Raw genomic sequence first — 17,531 nt, forward strand, 5'->3', positions numbered from 1 at the left:
GAGTAAAAAATTAAGCTAATAAAAGTGATTAATGGTCTAAGAGAGATAAAAATGTGAAATGACTTTTCTCAATATTTTTAATTACAGAATATTTATACTTCAATGGCTAGAAGCCAGATTTTACCGCTAAGTTAATAGCGTTTACTTAGCGGTAAATAAGAAAATATTTGTGTTACATTGCTATTTTTGAGCGTCATTAACAATAATAGCGTTGGCACCTGCAGTTGCTTCATCTAATGCATGTTTTATTGTATCAGCATGAGCAAGCACAACACCTAAACGGCGAGAGCCGGCAATTTCAGGTTTCGCAAAAAGACGAATTTGACGGTTCGCCTTCAACGCTTTTTCAATACCGGAATAAACGATATTTGAGCTATGTAGCTCTGGCAAAATAACAGCTGAAGCACAGTTACCTAACTGACGAATACCACCAATGGGATAACCTAAAAAAGCGCGAACATGAAGAGCAAACTCTGATAAGTCCTGTGAGATTAGCGTCACCAATCCTGTATCATGAGGACGAGGAGAAACTTCATTAAAAAACACCTCATCACCTTGCACAAATAGCTCTACGCCAAATAATCCATAACCCCCTAAATTTTTTACCACTTTACTCGCAATATGTTCTGCTTTAGCAAGGGCTATATCACTCATTTTTTGAGGTTGCCATGACTCACGATAATCTCCTTTTTCTTGCCGATGACCAATGGGAGCACAAAAATGGATACCATCAACAGCATGAATAGTTAGTAACGTGATCTCAAAATCAAATGGGATCATTTTCTCAACGATGACACGCCCTTTTCCTGCTCGTCCGCCCTCTTGAGAATAGGCCCAAGCATGTGCTAAATCATTTTCACTACGGATAACACTTTGCCCTTTCCCCGACGAGCTCATAACAGGTTTGACAATACAAGGAAAACCGATATCTAAAGCGGCTTTTTTAAAACTCACTTCATCATCGACAAATTGATAATTTGATGTTGGTAAAAGTAATGTTTCTGAAGCTAAACGACGGATCCCCTCTCTATCCATTGTGAGTTTTACGGCACGGGCACAAGGAACAACTTTTTGCCCTTTTTGTTCTAATTCAACCAATAACGAAGTTGCTATCGCCTCAATTTCAGGAACAATAAAATCAGGTTGCTCTTGTTCAATAATGAGCTTTAATGCATTGCTATTAAGCATATTCACCACATGATGGCGATGTGCAATATGCATCGCGGGTGCATTGGGATAGCGATCAACTGCAATCACTTCAATACCTAGGCGCTGGCATTCAATCGCCACCTCTTTACCCAGTTCACCTGCACCTAATAGCATTACTTTTGTTGCATTAGCGGTAAGAGCCGTACCCAACACAGTCATTCTTCATCCTCACTATTTATCAAAAACCCAATGACGCAAACGATTGCATTTGCGTAGCATAACGGATTTTACTTGATAGAAAAATAGGCCGGCAAAAATAATCAATCGAAGAAAGAAAACCATTACGAAATTTGGCTGCGTTTTCCTTTTTGGATTTTTAGATAATTAAGACGTTTTCGGATAAGTGCCAAGATACAGCATAAAAGCCCTAGCCAAATTAGAGAAAAACTGACACCTTTAACTTCATCAAAAGCTTCATGGAATAAGAAAACAGCTAGTAAAAATTGAATAGTAGGTTCTATATATTGCGCTAGTCCAATAACGGTTAACGTCGTTCGTTTCACAGCTGCAGTAAAAAACAATAATGGCAATATGGTAACAGGTGCGGTTAAAACATAATAAAAACGAGTCAGATTATCTGCTGAAGGTAGCGCGCTTTTATCTGTCATAAACAACCAAATGGTCACGCCTATTGCTAATGGCATTAACCAGAGTGTTTCCATAAATAAAGAAGTGATCACATCAAAACGAATAAACTTACGGATCAAACCATATACAGCAAATGCGCCCCCCATCATGATAGCGAGTACAGGTAATTCACCGTACATCCACAATTGATACCCCACTCCGGCACAAATTAAGGTAACAGCCCATTTTTCTGCTAGATTAAGCTGTTCTTTAAGAAAGATGACACCTAATAAAATAGAGAAAAGTGGATTAATAAAATATCCCAAGCTCGCTTCTAATACTTGTTGATGTGTTAATGCATAGGTAAATGTACACCAAGAAACGGCCATGGCCATTGAGCTAAATAGGCACATAAAAATAGAGCGCCTATCCTGCAAAACAACGCGCCATCGTGTCCTATTTTTAATAAAGAGTCGTACGAGTAATAAAAGAGGGATAGACCAGATCAAGCGTTGAGCCAACATTTCTAACGGTTGTGCTCCGGGTAACAGCCGATAAAACAGTGGCGTTATTCCCCAAAGAATATAAGAAAAAATGGCTAATACTGCGCCCGATTGAGCCCACATTTAATGTTCCATCAATAAAAGTCAATAAGGTTTAATATCATACGCTTAAAATAGACAGAACAATATGATCAGCATCGCTGATTGATCAAACATCAGTACGATGACATAGACAAGATAAAAAAAATCTCCACAAATAACGACGCCGAGAAAAGTAGTTATAAATGGAGAGTTGGAAAATACCATTAAGGGAAAACCGTGGTAAAAACCACAACCAGAAAAAATAGGTAAGTTGTTAGAAAATCTCCCTAACATGTAAAGGTGGTTGCTGCTGAACAAAATCACGTAATTTTTTACGACTTGGTGCCGCGGCTATCGCCCCTTTTTGAGTTGTGGCTAAAGCACCACAAGCCGCCGCTTGCGTCACTATTTTCGATAAATATTGCTCATCTTCTGCAAAACCATATTCTGCCACCGCCGCTAATAAACCAGCCATAAAGGCATCACCAGCCCCTGTAGTATCTACACACTCAACGGTAAAAGCGCTCAATGCGATTTGAGTATTTGGCGTTAAAACTAAACAACCTTTAGAGCCTTGGGTGATCACTTTTAAACGCGCGGGATAATCTTCTAATTTTTTAAGGGCATTATTCAATGTCACTTCTTGTGTCATCCACGTAAGCTCATCTTCTGATAATTTTAATATGTCAACTTTATGCGCATAATTATCGATAACTTCGCGCATTTCTTCGTGATCACGCCACATTTGAGGGCGTAAATTAATATCAAAACTCAGCAATGAATCCGTTTCTTTAATACTCTTAATCGCCGTATCCAAAGTTGAGCGACAAATGGAGTTCACTAATGCTAAAGAGCAAAAATGCAAAATATCTTTTTCAAACGCAGGTAAAGATTTTTCCGTTAAAAATTGATCAGCAGACTCAGCAACTAAGAAAGTAAAATCACGCTCACCATTTTCTTGTAAAGAGACAAGAACAGTACTGGTACGGTGAAACTCATCAAATTCCATTGCGCGAGTATCGACCCCCAGGTCAAACAATGTTTTTTGCATAAAATGGCCGAACGCATCTTCACCTACACGTCCAATAAAACCACTTTGTTGACCAAGCTTAGCGACGCCCGCAGCAACATTGACAGGCGCGCCACCAGCGCATGCTTCATATTGCATGTTTTGCAATGGGATCAAGTCAACAACAGCGTCACCTAAAGACCAGACTTTCATAATCTCTCCTGAAGATAAGCAATTATTTTTCTTAACTATATTCTGTTTTTATGACTATTCATAACGAATAAGTAAAGATATTGCTCGTAAATCCACACTGATAACGTTAACATAATAAGATAATATGATAAAGTCAATCTCATGCATCGTATTTTTTTCGCTCTAAATGTTATCGTTAACAACAAGAGTAATAGTGTGATTAGTCTGTTCTTTACCTTTTCTGTGCTCTTAAAAACACACTAATAACTCTAAAATAGAATAAGGATAATGATATGAAACACCGCTTAGAACAATCAACAAACGCCTTAAATACTTTGATTGAAAAACGAGGCAATAAATTTTATCCCCAGTTTCATTTAGCTGCGCCTGCGGGTTGGTTAAATGACCCTAATGGTCTTATTTATCATGATGGTTTATATCATGCCTTTTATCAGCACCATCCTTATTCTCAAGATTGGGGGCCAATGCATTGGGGACATGCCACTAGCTCCGATATGATACACTGGCAACACCAACCCATCGCGTTAGCGCCGGGAGATGAGTACGACAAAAGTGGTTGTTTCTCAGGATCAGCCATTAGCCATGAAGGCAAACTCTATCTTTTCTATACAGGACACAATTGGTTAGCCGCCGAAGGGGATGATAGCCAAATCTATGAAGCACAATGTGTTGCTATCAGTGAAGATGGTATTCATTTTGAGAAAAAAGGCATCGTTTTAGAACCCCCTAAAGGCTATATGCACTTTCGTGATCCTAAAGTCTGGTATCAAGAAGGTAAATGGTGGATGGTTGTTGGTGCGCGTGATGAAAAAGATCAAGGACAAGTCCTACTCTTCTCTAGCGAAAATTTATTTGTCGAAGGCCAGCAGTGGAACAATGATTACACTGTTTTAGGAAAAACAGATGATAAAAATGTCTATATGTGGGAGTGCCCAGATTTCTTTCCTATTAGTCAAGAAAATGAATTTGCAATCGTCTTCTCACCACAAGGAAAACGTGCTGAAGGCTATCAATATAGCAACCTCTTTCAATCAGGTGCATTAATTGGCAAGTGGTCACCAAATCAACCGTTTAAACCACAAGGACACTTTATTGAACTTGATAATGGCCATGACTATTACGCGCCACAATCATTTATGACTCCTGATGGTCGTCGTGTTTCTATGGGCTGGATGGATATGTGGAATTCACCCATGCCATCAAAAGCAGAGTTTTGGGCTGGTTGCTTCACATTGCCTCGCGAAATTACCTTTGATAAGAGCAAAAATCGTTTACGTATGGTGCCAGTCAAAGAAATTGAATCATTACGCCAAGAAAAAAACACCATTAAACCTCTCACATTAAGCCATCAATCTATAGAGTTGATTGATAACACATCAGCTATCGAACTCGATTTAACATGGTCTTTAGACAGCCAAGCCGAGAAATTTGGCTTATGGCTAGGTGAAGGACTCGAGCTTTTTGTAGATAATCAATCAAATCGTTTAGTGCTTAATCGTCATTACCCTCAGCATAATATAAGTGGGGCTAGAAGCATTCCATTACCTGAAGGTTGTGAATTAAATTTACGTATTTTTATTGATCGCTCATCAATTGAAGTCTTTGTAAATAAAGGGGAATTCACCCTTAGTAGTCGATATTATGCTCAACAAGATATCCAAGCTTTACATCTTTTTGCTATGAATGGTGATGCAACACTGATTAATGGTGAATATTGGCAACTAAATAGTATTTACTGATATTGAGAAGATAAGTAAGACGTGAGTCTTTAAATAGACTCACGTTCAACTAATTGACAAGGTACGTGTACGATATCTCTATGGTTTCTTTCTTGAATGATATGCAATGTCGCTTCTTTACCTAATTCATAATGAGGAAGTTGTACTGTTGTTAATGGTGGATAAAACAACTCTCCTGTACCAATCATATTGTCGTATCCCAAAACAGCTACTTGCTCTGGAATACGTAACCCCATAGAAAGTAAAACTTGGTAAGCTAAAAATGCAATACGGTCATTACCACAAATGAGAATATCAAAGTCAGCTTTTTGATGAACACAATGCTTTTTCAATATTTCAATCACATCACGATAGTGCTCATCTCCAAATATCATCGTATATTGTTGCAGATCAGCCAATGGCAACCCAGCTTCTAGCCAAGCATCTTCGACCGCTTTACGACGAATAGGGCCTGCAACTGACTCTTCAGGTATATAAAAACACAAAGGACGGCGATACCCTTTTTCGATGACTTTTTTCATCGCAAAATACTGCCCATGATAATCATCGGGAATATAAGTTGGAAAAGCGTGCGTTTTATCCAAGCAGTTTGCTAGCACTAAATTCTTATCAAACAACTTTTCATGTACAGTGATTTCACGCAACCCCATAGTGGTATAGATGATACCATCTGGACGTTGAGCCAAAAGTTGCCAAATTGCATTTTCATAACAATCTTGTGCAGTCAAATTGACAACAAATGAACTCCAACCAAATTCTCTTGCGGTTTGTTCTATCGATAAAATCATTTCCACCGAAAATGGTGTCGTTGCGGTATCAATTGCTAGAACACCAATTGATGATACTTTTGTTCCTTGTCCACGAATTTTTCGTGCAGAATAATCTGGAACATAGTTAAGTTGATCAATCGCATCTTGGACTTGCTTCAGTGTTTCTGGTTTTAATAACTCAGGGTTATTAATCGCTCTTGAGACTGTCATCAAAGAAACGGATGCAAGTCGAGCTACATCTTTCAGTGACGCCATAGTATTGGCTCGATTGGTTTATTAAAAAGGGTCAATAGAAATAAAGTACTATTTTACAAGAAGTAAAGTCAAAAAGCCACAAAGGGAGTTGTATTGTAACCACCTGCGACTATTAATTAATTCATAAAAAGACACCTAAATATATTATTTTTTTACTTATTAATTGAGTTTAATATAGTTAAAATCACTTACGAGAAAAAACTTAGTTACAATTAATAATAGTTATTTTTCCCTTCATTATAGAAATTAATTATTCTTATCTATAAAATACAAATATTGAAACAAAACAAAGTTCTGATATTTTATCTATAATATAATACAGAAGTATTAATCATTTTTAATTTGATATATTCTGAATATAGCTCCGTTGCATGGATGTTACCCTACACAAAAAACTTATAAATTAGTCAAATTTCGTTACTCATTCACTTTTAGTGTAAGAGCAAAGTAAAATCAGGAGCAACATATGGAATCAATAATCCACTTAATCACTTTTGAAGAGGACAGTACAAAAGTTCAACTTAAAGCTGTTCTTTCTTCTTTAGCGGCTAATGTGAAAACCTATTCAAATGAGCAGGCTTTCTTAAAATACTATTTTTCATCGACAAAAGGAGCTCATAAAGAGTGCATCATAATTAATACAAAAAGCAGTGCAGCCCCCTCAATTGCACTGATTAAAGAACTCAACAAATTGAAAAACATCATCCCTATAATTATTATTTCTGGGGATAGTTCCATTGAAAGTTGTCGTAACGCATTTAAATCAGGAGCTTTTGAATATTTAACTCGTCCTCTAAATGTGAATGAACTTCTTAATATTGTCTCGGAATCTTTTCTACATTATGAAAGTGAAGTTGAGCAATTCCGAACATATATATCTCTAAAAGATAAATTTAGTAAGTTATCTAATAGAGAAAAAGAGGTTATGGAGATGATCCTTGAAGGAAACACGAGTAAAGAAGCAGCAGAAAAACTTTCGCTATCGCCTCGAACAGTTGAAGTACATCGTTCAAATATGTATACAAAATTGAAAATAAGATCACTACCACAATTAGTTCAAGAATATGATTTCTTTAAGAAATATGACTTAAGAACAAACTAATTTACAATGTGACTTCTATTTATCAATAGGTTGTATTATCTAGCGATATAACGATATGACCTGTTTAACTTTCATTATCTTTTATTAATGAGAGAAAGCTGTACTTCTAAAAATATTCTATTTTGGATGAATTACACCTAATATGGGAATAATTAATACGTTAGACACCATTCTACGATATAAAGGGTGGCAACTTATTTTGATGCCCCCTTTCATTAGGGTTCGTTTAATTTCAATTTAAAACACTCGTATATCTCATTTTCATAACCTCTATTATTAATAACTATTATGATTTTCTTTATTAATAATAGAAACACAAGAAAAGATGAAAGCATTAATTTGATATAAATCATTTTTCACGTGTTATAAAGATGATTATTCTTATTTTTTAATTTCTCATTTTATTTATTCTTATTTCACGAAGAAAATTATTAATGATTAAAAAATAATACAAAAGAAATCCTCGTCTCTTTTTTATACCCATTTAAAGACTATTTATGCGTTTTGATTTTAGCTCTAAAAAAGAGTTTCTTTATAAGAAAATTCTAACCAAAACGTTTTAATTGTAATTATTTAAACTGTAAAATAAGAAATAATAATAAGTATTTCCATTTATACTCAATTTTACTTAAGAAATTTATTCTATTTATAGTTTAATTAATGTAATACATCATTTATTATTTCTACTCAATAACAGTCAAATAAAGAATATCATTAAATGATCATCTCATGTAAGTATAATATACTAGCTGTGAACAAGTATTAACACCTATAGAAAAAAATGAATATTAATGACTGTTTTATAATCTTAATAAGAGCATAACAAGAATAAATTAATCCACACAAAAAAACATAAGACAAATTTATACGTTTATTCTTATTCTCACTTTGTCCAAATGCCTTTATGCTATACCCTCCTAACTCGCTTTTTAAAAAGAAAAATGAACGCTCAAGATAAAAACCGCCGTCCTATAAAAGCAAGGCAAACAAACTGGGCCACAAAGTGTAGTCGCTACTTACAACAAAAAGGAGCAACCCCAAACGGTATTTCCGTATTTAGCGTCGTATTTGCATTACTTGCAGCCTTATCACTTTTTTGTGCTCTCTTTTACACATCTGGATTATTACGCTCAATCTTACTGATCCTTGGCGCGCTCATGATCCAAGGTCGCCTCATTTGTAATTTATTAGATGGTATGGTTGCCGTCGAAGGAGGTATGAAAAGCCCAGTAGGTGCTGTTTATAATGAATTACCAGACAGAATTGCCGATACTTTAATTATTTTGGGTGTTGGTTATGGGTTATCTCCTGACTTTTCTATGGCCATTACGTTGAGTTGGGTGGGGGCTTTTTTTGCAGTAATGACCGCTTATGTTCGCGTATTAGGTGGAGCTTGTGGGTTAGAGCAACAATTTACAGGCCCAATGGCAAAACAACACCGAATGGCATTATTAACCTCTGTTGCTGTTATTGCTGCATTTATTCCCAGTCTTTGGGGAATATGGCTCTTTTTTATTTCATTATGGATTATTATTTTAGGTTCAACGCTGACCACAATTTTCAGAACCCGTCGAATTTTACGGGATTTAGCACAAGGTGTCTGATTAATGAAAAATGGAAAACTTGCTTTCGATGCAAAAGTGGTATCATCCGTCTTAGTCTCTATTTGTCGATTTTTAACAGGTATTCGCGCTAAACAAACCTCACCTATTGCAAAAGATACACCTTGCATTTATTACGCTAACCACTCTAGCCATCTTGATGGCTTAGTTATTTGGTCTTGTCTTTCGCCCAATATTCGCCCTTATGTTCATCCAGTTGCCGCTGAAGATTATTGGAATAAAAACCGCTTACGTCGTTATTTATCTCGTCGTATCTTTAGAGCCATTCTTATCCCTCGTCATGCTGCCAAAATGAATTTTCCACAAGAAGAAAATTCTTGCGAAGAGGTTGTAAAACAACCCGCTAATGACTCGACATCATCTGCATCAAATAAAACCAATGCTCTTGCTCTGATGCAAGAAATTTTAGACCGAGGGGATTCTTTAATTATTTTTCCAGAAGGTACTCGAGGTAATGGCGAATCAATTCAAGATTTTAAAGCGGGACTTTGGCATCTCTCTCGTAAAAATCCGAATGTGCAATTAGTCCCTATTTATCTGGAAAACTTAAATCGAGTCCTACCTAAAGGCTCTCGCTTAGTTGTTCCCGTTATTTGTAGTGCAATTTTTGGTGCCCCTATTGGATCAACTCATGAAAATGAAAGTAAACAAGAGTTTCTGGTAAGAGCAAAAAATGCGTTAGAGGAGCTACACAATGGAACGTATTAATAACGAAGTCCTCTGGATATTTATCGGACTCTTCTCTTTCTTAATTATCGCCAGCATTATTGGCGCTATTTTAGTGGCAGTAAAAGGTCCAACATCCACTATCAAAAATCTTAATTCAAGGATCAACGCATGGTGGGTAATGTGTATTATTGCAGGTGTTGCAATAGGGATTGGGGCAATTGGCTCTGTCATCCTATTTGCTATTATCTCATGGCTTGCATTACGCGAACTTATCACCTTAACCCCCACACATCGTGGCGATCATGAAGCGCTCTTCTGGTGTTTCTTCGTTATATTGCCTCTCCAATACATTCTTGTTGGCGTGCAATGGTATAACTTAATGGCGGTATTTATCCCTGTTTACGCCTTCTTATTAATCCCAACACGCATGGCACTTTCAGGTGATACCCGCCATTTCTTAGAGCGTATGGCAAAAGTGCAATGGAGTGTAATGATAGCCATTTATTGCCTGAGTTATGCTCCTGCACTATTAATGTTGCCAATTGAAGGTTTTGAAGGTCGTAATATTAACCTACTGCTCTTTTTAATGATTGTGGTACAAGTTTCTGACGTACTCCAATATGTCTTTGGTAAATTATTTGGCAAACATCCTATCGTGCCTAAATTAAGCCCAAATAAAACAGTCGAAGGTTTTTTCGGCGGCATTATCTCGGCTAGTCTTATTGGTATGATGTTGTGGTGGGCAACGCCTTTCTCATGGTGGGCAGCATTTTTACTCTCTTTAGTTATTACATTGGCGGGTTTTGCTGGTGGTTTATGTATGTCAGCGATAAAAAGAGACAGTGGTGTAAAAGACTTTGGCACAATGATAGAAGGTCATGGTGGCATGATGGATAGAATGGATTCCCTCTGTTTTGCAGCCCCTATTTTCTTCCATGTTATTCGCTATTTTTACGTTTAGTTTTACTTTGTTTAATCAAAAGTAAACTATCCTATATAGACTAAAATGCCGATATTAAAACTATCGGCATTTTTATACTCATCTTTTTTCTCATACTAATTCAATATCACAAATTGACAATCATTATATAAATTAAACATTTGTTTTAATTTTAGATTAAAAATCAACACTAAGTATTTTACATATAAATCAAATAATTAAATAAAAACATTGTGAATAAAGAGGTCTGATTTCTCTACTATTTTATTTATAATGATAGCTTAGAAGGCCGCTATCTTTTACCCTAGCGCTCCTTTTCATTTTAGCTCCTTTAAAATTATGATCACTTGGATACTTCTTGCTTTTTCTTTGTTATTTTTGGGTTTTAATCGCACTATTGCATTTATTACACTCATTTTTACAGCACTTAGCGCGTTTATAACAGATGTTATTACATGGCAAGCTTTGCCGATTATCTTTAGTATTCTGTTATTAACATTTGCTTATTCCCGTTATAAAACACAACCACTGCTTCGGGCAATTATCATTTTTGCTCTTATTATCATTGCTAGTGGCTTAGCCTTTCATCTTATTCCTGGTTTTAACAATTTACGCTACCTTTCACATGCTATTATAGGGATGAAAAGCGCCCCTTTTTCTTTTTATTTCAATGCCGATAAAGCATTATTACCTTTTATTTTTCTGATCTTTATTCCTACGCTTTTTGTTTGCGAACCATTAAAAAAAGCAAATAAATTACAGTGGGCAATACTAATTATTGCTATTCCTGCATTGCTATTAATCGCTGTAAAACTGGGAGGATTAGCAATTGAATTGCATTTACCATCATGGTTACCTGCATTTATTCTCGCAAACCTCTTTTTTGTATCACTTGCTGAAGAAGCATTATTTAGAGGTGTTATTCAGCAAACCTTATCACGTTACCTTCCTCCTTATGTTGCGCTATTAATTGCAGCGATAATCTTTGGCCTTGCGCACATTGCAGGAGGAATACTATTAGTTATTTTCGCTTCGTTGGCAGGTGTTATTTATGGATTAGCTTGGATGTGGAGTGGTCGGCTTTGGGTTTCAACGCTATTTCACTTTGCGCTTAATCTGACTCACCTGCTCTTTTTTACTTACCCATTTAAAATAGCGTGATCTCTATTTTTTATTCTGATCTTCACTGCCTTTTACTGATATCTTAACTTCATCAGTAAAAGGATAAGTGAAACGTGAAAGCTATCACATAAATAGAACACAGATACTCTTATTTGCGCCCATCATCTGGTGAAATTTTTGTTAGTATGCTCTATCGCTTATCTATAAATAATCAAAACTTCATACGGCAAACAACAATAAGTCAAAAATAATAACATCCATTAACACGATAAGAAGTTGTCTTACTTTGCGGTATAGACCTAAGAAAAAATAGGTAAGCTTTGCTCTATTTGCTTTTTTAAATTCAGCATTCTCTGCTGATATTTTGCCTCTCTTATTACCAGGACAAAAGATATGTTAGACCAAGAAATGATCCGTACCTTTATTCAGGTTGCCGATTGCCAAAGTTTTACCAAAGCAGCAGATGTTCTTCACAAGACATCAGCTGCGATTAGTTACCGTATAAAAACATTAGAAGAAAATATCGGCACCCAACTTTTTAATCGCACCACAAGAACCGTGACACTCACGCCTGCGGGTGAATATCTATTAGAGAAATGTCGCCAATGGATTGTATGGTTAGAGTCAATGCCTGTGGAACTTCAGCAAATGAACGCAGGTGTCGAACATCAGGTCAATATTGTCATTAATAATCTTCTCTATGATCGCACTGCTGTTGCCAGTATGTTGGCTTGTCTTCATCAACGTTTTCCGTCTACCCAATTTCATATTACTCGCCAAGTCTATATGGGGGTTTGGGATGCGCTTATTAACGAAGATTATCATTTTGCTATCGGTGTGACGGGTAATGAATCCCTTAAGAATAATATTAACATATGTGCTATGGGCGAAATTCAATGGCAATTTGTTGTCGCGCCTAATCATCCTTTAGCCAATATCAGTGGTGTATTAAGTGATGATCAAATGCGTATGTATTCTGCAGTAAACGTCGAGGATACGTCTCGCCATCTTTCTAAACGTACAGCATGGCGCTTATCGGGTCAGCACGAAATTCGCGTTCCTGATTTACACACCAAATTAGCCTGTCATTTAAAAGGCGTCGGTATCGGATTTTTACCATTAAGTTTGTGCAAACCACTTATTGATAGTGGGCAGCTAATTGCCAAAGAAGTAAGAAATCGTCGTCATAATTCACCACTTTCTTTAGCTTGGTGTGAAGATAAAAAAGGTGCGGTAGTCAGTTATTTAGTGGAATTATTTAAGCAAAATCATCCCAGCGTGCAATCGTTTTACGATCCTTTAAATTAAAAGGGCAAACCGAAGTTTGCCCTTTTGCTGCTAATTCAGTAATTATCTGAATAAAGAATTACGCTTTTGCTTCTTCTTTATTATTGTTGCTTTCTTTAATAAAGAGGCTTGCCACAATACCAATACAAATCAGAATAGCGGCAAAGTAGAAACCTGAGTCCATACTTCCTGTTTTATCTGATAAGAAACCCGTTAGTGTTGGCGCAAAAACCGAACCCAACATACCAATACAGTTATAAACACCAAACGATGTACCTAACGCATGTCGTGGTGAGTTATCAGCAACTACAGCAACTAATACTGGGTTTGTACTGATTTTACCTACAATACCATAAAGGATCAGCGCACCAATTAACACAGGCATTGATTCTGACATTGGCACAGCCAAAATAGCGACTAATGACAACGGTAACATAATCAGTAATACCGGTTTACGACGACCAATTTTATCTGAAACCCAGCTAAAAAGAAGTGAACCAGGAATAGCAAACCACGGCATTAATGATGCGATAGTTGAAATTTGTGTCCCTGTAATTCCACGTTCAGTTTCTAAGTAGTACGGTAACCAAGTGACTAATACAAAGAAACCATAGATTGAACAGAAGATAGTGACATACGCAAGGTTGATATTGCGATTACCAAATAAATCTTTAAATGTCAGTTTAACTTTCTGTTTTGGTGCGCCAGCTTCTGTCGCAGGTTGTGCTTTGGGTTTATCTTTAATGATCCATAACATCACCAAACCAATAATGATAATTGGCACACCGATAATATAGAACGGCGCACGCCAGCTCATTCCCATCTCACCCACAGAAATACTTGAGATGTAATAACCAATAGACAGACCAAATGCCATACCACTATTAATAATCGCACTACCTAGCGTAATACGATGTTTCGGTATCGCTTCTGAAGATAAGCCATACTGAGGGCCATAATAGAAGCCTTGGAAGATCCCCACCATGACCCATGCAAACATAAAGGTCACGTAAGTTGGCATCATACCCGCAATAATGGTGAACCCACCAAAGAGCACAACACCTGTTACTAATACTTTTTTCTTACCTAAATAGTCACCAATCATGCCTGATGGAATATTGAGTGCAGTATATCCGATAAAGAAAATACTCATGATAGAACCAAGTTGAGCTTTAGTAAGATCAAACTCAGCACCAATATTTACCATTAATGGGCCGACAATGGCGCGACTACCATAAAGTGCAATCCAACCAAAGAAGAAGATAATGGTCAGTTTGACCCAATAAGGGACTTTGCCTTTCTCATTCACTTGTGCATCGTTCATAATGACGCTCCTGAAAGAATTTTTATTAAGACTTATAAATTAAAGTGCCAGACTGACCTTCAATAACTTGTTGAATATTTTGTAATGCACCAATATGAGCTTGTTGCCCTGTTGCATTAACAAAATCACTCACCGCCATAATTTTTGGTCCCATTGCGCCATCAGCGACAGCCATTGGTGCAAGTTCTTCTGGTGTTGCTTCACGAATTGCAGCTTGTTCTGGTGTACCCCAATTTTTATAAATAGCATCAGCCTCTGTTAAAATAACAAAGTGTTCTGCATTTAATTCACGAGAAATTAAAGCCGCTGTTAAATCTTTATCAATAACCGCTTCACTACCAATAAATTCATTATTTGTGTTGTTAACTGGAATACCGCCACCACCACCACAAATAACAATATGACCTTTATCTAATAAAAGTCTTACTGCTTCGATATCAATAATCTTTTTCGGTGTTGGTGATGGCACAACACGGCGGTAATGTTTACCATCTTGTTTAAATGTCCATTGATACTTCGCAATTAATTCTTCTTTATCAGCTTCATCATAAATAGGGCCAATAAATTTACTTGGATCGTTAAATGCTTCATCATTAATATCAACAGAAACACGTGTCATTACCGTTGTAATAGCTTGATTTGGGTTATTTTGATTAATTTTTTGCATCATCATATAACCAATCATACCTTGGCTTTCAGCCACTAGAATATCCAACGGATAGGCTGGAACAGCTTGATATGCCAGGTTTTGTAGTGCAAGCAATCCAACTTGAGGCCCATTGCCGTGTACTAATACAACACGATACTCTTTAGCTAATTTATTAATTGTCTCTGACATCAATTCAATATTTTTATATTGATTTTCAGCAGACAAAATTTCTCCGCGTTGCAATAATGCATTTCCGCCTAAAGCAATAACAATTGTTTTCATAATTATCCGTATCCGAATGTTTATATAAATTCTTTTATTAAAAAAAATTAATAAATATGCTGTTGTTGTTTTTTAGTTTGGTAACCAATCCATAATCCCAGTAATGTATCTGCACCGGAATGATGACCAATAGAGAGTATTTCCAACATATCCTTAAAAATAATCTCTTTATTCTTTATTTTTTTACCTAGTTGAATGAGATAGGTAGAAAATATTCCCTGGGTGGCATATTCCAAATAATGCTTACTGACAACGGTGGTCAATTCAGATAAAGGCGGTGTGTTATAAAAAAAATTATTAAGTTTATTTTCTGGCTCTGCTAAATAATGCGCAAATAACATACCCACCAGCATATCATCTGAGCTTGGTGTTAACCCGGGGCCTTTCCCTGTAAAAATAGCCCAGTTAACAGCATTACCTAATAACTGATTATGAAATAGCTTAGTTAATAATTTAATTTCATTAAGTTGCGCGATTTGGCGATAATTTTTTAATGGCCCATATAACCCTGTCGCAATCGAGGGTGAGAGCAGAGAAAAAAAACTTTCTAACCAACGCAAATCTAGTTCCGCTTTATCTTGTAAACGTAAATCCTCTCTCTGACCTGCGAGTAGAGTGAGTTTATTTGCAAGTATGGCTTGATGATCTTTTAGACTCATCATGACCGAGGGATGGCACTGTTTAGCAAAATAATCGAAATCATCTTGTTTCAATAACCATCCCATCGGGCTTAATCCTCTTCCTTCGCGATGAAAAGTGATTAAGCGTTGTTGAGGACAAATGAAATTCAAAGCATGATCATAAATGCCCACACATTTAATCTCACCTTCAAAGTCAGTGATATGCTGGCTGGTTTGAAGTGCTTGAATTTGCATAATGCCCCCTTTATTGCTGTGATTTATCGTTACAAAGCACGATTAAGCATCGATGCCTAACTCTTCTGCTAATGCAACAATCGCTTTTTCAAAGCAACCTAAAGGTGCGCGTACAGTACCTGCACCAATCTGGCCAACACCAGGCTCTTTATGTGCAATACCCGTGTTAATCAGTGGTGTAATACCCGTTTCAACAACGCGACGAGCATCTAATCCTAAACATGCACCTTGAAAATCCCAAGTTGGAATTTGCAACATCATGTTACGAGCAAGGTAGATCTCAGCCATTTCTTCAGTCACTTCACGTGCTGCATCCATACCACCTGATGCACCAACAAAGCGTGTTACACCCGGTGCGGCAACCATTGCTGCGCCACCAATACCGAAAGTTTCAGTAATTGCACTGTCACCGATATCTGGATTTGCATCTGCTTGACTAAAACCAGAGAAGAACAGACCTTGTGGTGTATTTACTGGGGCAGTAAACCATTGGTCGCCCATTCCACTGATTTTGATACCAAAGTTGCTACCATTACGGGTCATAACAGTAACGATAGTGCCTTGCTTGATTTGAGCACCTGCATCCATCGCCGCTTTACAGTAAGCCATTGCTAAGTTCAGGAAGAACTGATCGGTAATGCTCAGGAATTTAGTCACTTTTGTGATTTCAGCATCTTCAAAATCTAATGTACTTAATACTGGTGCCAATTGACGCAGTAACAGGGCTGAAGCTGCGATATTACGTTGGTGGAATTCATCACCCATAGTAATTGCTTGACCCATAATTGCAGTCAGGTCAATACCATTTTCGAAAGTGGCAATCGCTGCTTTTAATACTGGCGCTAAGCTTTTTTGCATCCAATGTAGACGCTCTTGCACATCAGGGCCATAAGCTCCAAAGCGCATCACTTTACCGATACCTTCATTCATGTTGCAGTAAGCGTAGTTACCATGAATGTGATTTTTGATAACCAGCATTGGCATATGAGCAGAAGTAATACCACCCATTGGGCCTACTGCATTCACGTTATGGCAAGGAATAAACTCGATTTCCCCTGCTTCTAACATCGCTAATGCTTGTTCTTCCGTTTCTGCCCAGCCTTCAAATAAAGAAGCACCGATACATGCACCACGAACAGGACCACTCATTTCACCCCAAGTTACTGGTGGACCTGCGTGAAGTAATTTTTTACCCGTTTCTAAAACAGGAACAACTTCTTTTGCTAAGCTAACATCACACCAGTGAGGACGGGCTTCACGGATACGTTCGATAACTGCTTCATTCGCTTGTTCGATAGTTGAGTACATATCTG

At 37.0% G+C, this 17,531-nt stretch carries 15 protein-coding genes; 7 read left to right on the forward strand and 8 right to left on the reverse strand.

The annotated features are described in order from the left end of the window. Nucleotides 1–180: 180 nt before the first annotated feature. The 3 genes from purT to CUB63_RS14350 form a co-directional block, all read right to left on the reverse strand. Nucleotides 181–1,368 carry a formate-dependent phosphoribosylglycinamide formyltransferase gene (purT, locus tag CUB63_RS14340; protein WP_109848347.1) on the reverse strand — a complete coding sequence of 396 codons (1,188 nt, stop codon included), beginning with the start codon at nt 1,366–1,368 and terminating at the stop codon, nt 181–183. Nucleotides 1,369–1,490: 122 nt separating this feature from the next. Continuing rightward, nucleotides 1,491–2,402, reverse strand: coding sequence for an EamA family transporter RarD (gene rarD, locus CUB63_RS14345; protein ID WP_109848348.1), 912 nt, complete (start codon nt 2,400–2,402; stop codon nt 1,491–1,493). 232 nt (nt 2,403–2,634) lie between these two features. After that, nucleotides 2,635–3,582, reverse strand: a complete 948-nt coding sequence (locus tag CUB63_RS14350; protein WP_072065114.1) for an aminoimidazole riboside kinase — start codon at nt 3,580–3,582, stop codon at nt 2,635–2,637. Between the two features lie 272 nt (nt 3,583–3,854). Between CUB63_RS14350 and CUB63_RS14355 the strand changes: the two genes are divergently transcribed. Beyond that, the gene (locus tag CUB63_RS14355) at nt 3,855–5,321 is read left to right on the forward strand and encodes a glycoside hydrolase family 32 protein (RefSeq protein WP_109848349.1); all 1,467 of its coding nucleotides are present in this window, start codon (nt 3,855–3,857) and stop codon (nt 5,319–5,321) included. Between the two features lie 29 nt (nt 5,322–5,350). On the opposite strand, the gene CUB63_RS14360 is transcribed toward CUB63_RS14355, so the two are convergent. Continuing rightward, nucleotides 5,351–6,346, reverse strand: coding sequence for a LacI family DNA-binding transcriptional regulator (locus tag CUB63_RS14360; protein ID WP_006534039.1), 996 nt, complete (start codon nt 6,344–6,346; stop codon nt 5,351–5,353). Between the two features lie 466 nt (nt 6,347–6,812). On the opposite strand from CUB63_RS14360, the gene CUB63_RS14365 reads away from it, so the two are divergent. The 6 genes from CUB63_RS14365 (at nt 6,813) to allS (ending at nt 13,109) form a co-directional block, all read left to right on the forward strand. Continuing rightward, the gene (locus CUB63_RS14365) at nt 6,813–7,448 is read left to right on the forward strand and encodes a response regulator transcription factor (RefSeq protein ID WP_006534040.1); all 636 of its coding nucleotides are present in this window, start codon (nt 6,813–6,815) and stop codon (nt 7,446–7,448) included. Between the two features lie 941 nt (nt 7,449–8,389). Next, nucleotides 8,390–9,052 carry a CDP-alcohol phosphatidyltransferase family protein gene (locus tag CUB63_RS14370; protein WP_109848350.1) on the forward strand — a complete coding sequence of 221 codons (663 nt, stop codon included), beginning with the start codon at nt 8,390–8,392 and terminating at the stop codon, nt 9,050–9,052. Between the two features lie 3 nt (nt 9,053–9,055). Then, nucleotides 9,056–9,778 carry a lysophospholipid acyltransferase family protein gene (locus CUB63_RS14375; RefSeq protein ID WP_109848351.1) on the forward strand — a complete coding sequence of 241 codons (723 nt, stop codon included), beginning with the start codon at nt 9,056–9,058 and terminating at the stop codon, nt 9,776–9,778. Then, nucleotides 9,765–10,700 carry a phosphatidate cytidylyltransferase gene (locus tag CUB63_RS14380; protein WP_006534043.1) on the forward strand — a complete coding sequence of 312 codons (936 nt, stop codon included), beginning with the start codon at nt 9,765–9,767 and terminating at the stop codon, nt 10,698–10,700. Before CUB63_RS14375 ends, CUB63_RS14380 begins: the two co-directional genes overlap by 14 nt. A gap of 318 nt (nt 10,701–11,018) precedes the next feature. Next, nucleotides 11,019–11,840, forward strand: a complete 822-nt coding sequence (locus CUB63_RS14385) for a CPBP family intramembrane glutamic endopeptidase (protein WP_109848352.1) — start codon at nt 11,019–11,021, stop codon at nt 11,838–11,840. Nucleotides 11,841–12,194: 354 nt separating this feature from the next. Further along, the gene (gene allS / locus CUB63_RS14390; protein ID WP_006534047.1) at nt 12,195–13,109 is read left to right on the forward strand and encodes an HTH-type transcriptional activator AllS; all 915 of its coding nucleotides are present in this window, start codon (nt 12,195–12,197) and stop codon (nt 13,107–13,109) included. Between the two features lie 58 nt (nt 13,110–13,167). Here allS and CUB63_RS14395 read toward each other — a convergent pair whose 3' ends face one another. Genes CUB63_RS14395 through CUB63_RS14410 form a run of 4 tightly spaced genes read right to left on the reverse strand, consistent with a single transcriptional unit; the run spans nt 13,168 to nt 17,526 of the window. After that, complete coding sequence (locus CUB63_RS14395) at nt 13,168–14,412, reverse strand: MFS transporter (protein WP_006534048.1); 1,245 nt, start codon at nt 14,410–14,412, stop codon at nt 13,168–13,170. A 25-nt stretch (nt 14,413–14,437) separates the two neighbouring features. Continuing rightward, complete coding sequence (locus tag CUB63_RS14400; RefSeq protein WP_109400195.1) at nt 14,438–15,343, reverse strand: carbamate kinase; 906 nt, start codon at nt 15,341–15,343, stop codon at nt 14,438–14,440. 47 nt (nt 15,344–15,390) lie between these two features. Next, nucleotides 15,391–16,218: an oxamate carbamoyltransferase subunit AllH family protein gene (locus CUB63_RS14405; protein ID WP_072065123.1), complete on the reverse strand. Its 828-nt coding sequence runs from the start codon at nt 16,216–16,218 to the stop codon at nt 15,391–15,393. Nucleotides 16,219–16,260: 42 nt separating this feature from the next. Continuing rightward, a complete protein-coding gene (locus CUB63_RS14410) occupies nt 16,261–17,526 on the reverse strand; it encodes a YlbE family protein (RefSeq protein WP_006534051.1) in 1,266 nt (421 codons plus the stop codon). Nucleotides 17,527–17,531 lie beyond the last annotated feature (5 nt).

The organism is Proteus penneri, from assembly GCF_003144535.1.
GTDB lineage: Bacteria > Pseudomonadota > Gammaproteobacteria > Enterobacterales > Enterobacteriaceae > Proteus > Proteus penneri.

Bases quoted from the DNA above. Each gene is read 5' to 3' on its own strand.
- CUB63_RS14360 (WP_006534039.1), bottom strand. From the start codon at position 6,346: ATGGCGTCACTGAAAGATGTAGCTCGACTTGCATCCGTTTCTTTGATG.
- allS (WP_006534047.1), top strand. From the start codon at position 12,195: ATGTTAGACCAAGAAATGATCCGTACCTTTATTCAGGTTGCCGATTGC.
- CUB63_RS14355 (WP_109848349.1), top strand. From the start codon at position 3,855: ATGAAACACCGCTTAGAACAATCAACAAACGCCTTAAATACTTTGATT.
- CUB63_RS14410 (WP_006534051.1), bottom strand. From the start codon at position 17,526: ATGTACTCAACTATCGAACAAGCGAATGAAGCAGTTATCGAACGTATC.
- CUB63_RS14385 (WP_109848352.1), top strand. From the start codon at position 11,019: ATGATCACTTGGATACTTCTTGCTTTTTCTTTGTTATTTTTGGGTTTT.
- CUB63_RS14395 (WP_006534048.1), bottom strand. From the start codon at position 14,412: ATGAACGATGCACAAGTGAATGAGAAAGGCAAAGTCCCTTATTGGGTC.
- CUB63_RS14365 (WP_006534040.1), top strand. From the start codon at position 6,813: ATGGAATCAATAATCCACTTAATCACTTTTGAAGAGGACAGTACAAAA.
- CUB63_RS14380 (WP_006534043.1), top strand. From the start codon at position 9,765: ATGGAACGTATTAATAACGAAGTCCTCTGGATATTTATCGGACTCTTC.
- CUB63_RS14400 (WP_109400195.1), bottom strand. From the start codon at position 15,343: ATGAAAACAATTGTTATTGCTTTAGGCGGAAATGCATTATTGCAACGC.
- CUB63_RS14405 (WP_072065123.1), bottom strand. From the start codon at position 16,218: ATGCAAATTCAAGCACTTCAAACCAGCCAGCATATCACTGACTTTGAA.
- CUB63_RS14370 (WP_109848350.1), top strand. From the start codon at position 8,390: ATGAACGCTCAAGATAAAAACCGCCGTCCTATAAAAGCAAGGCAAACA.
- rarD (WP_109848348.1), bottom strand. From the start codon at position 2,402: ATGTGGGCTCAATCGGGCGCAGTATTAGCCATTTTTTCTTATATTCTT.
- purT (WP_109848347.1), bottom strand. From the start codon at position 1,368: ATGACTGTGTTGGGTACGGCTCTTACCGCTAATGCAACAAAAGTAATG.
- CUB63_RS14375 (WP_109848351.1), top strand. From the start codon at position 9,056: ATGAAAAATGGAAAACTTGCTTTCGATGCAAAAGTGGTATCATCCGTC.
- CUB63_RS14350 (WP_072065114.1), bottom strand. From the start codon at position 3,582: ATGAAAGTCTGGTCTTTAGGTGACGCTGTTGTTGACTTGATCCCATTG.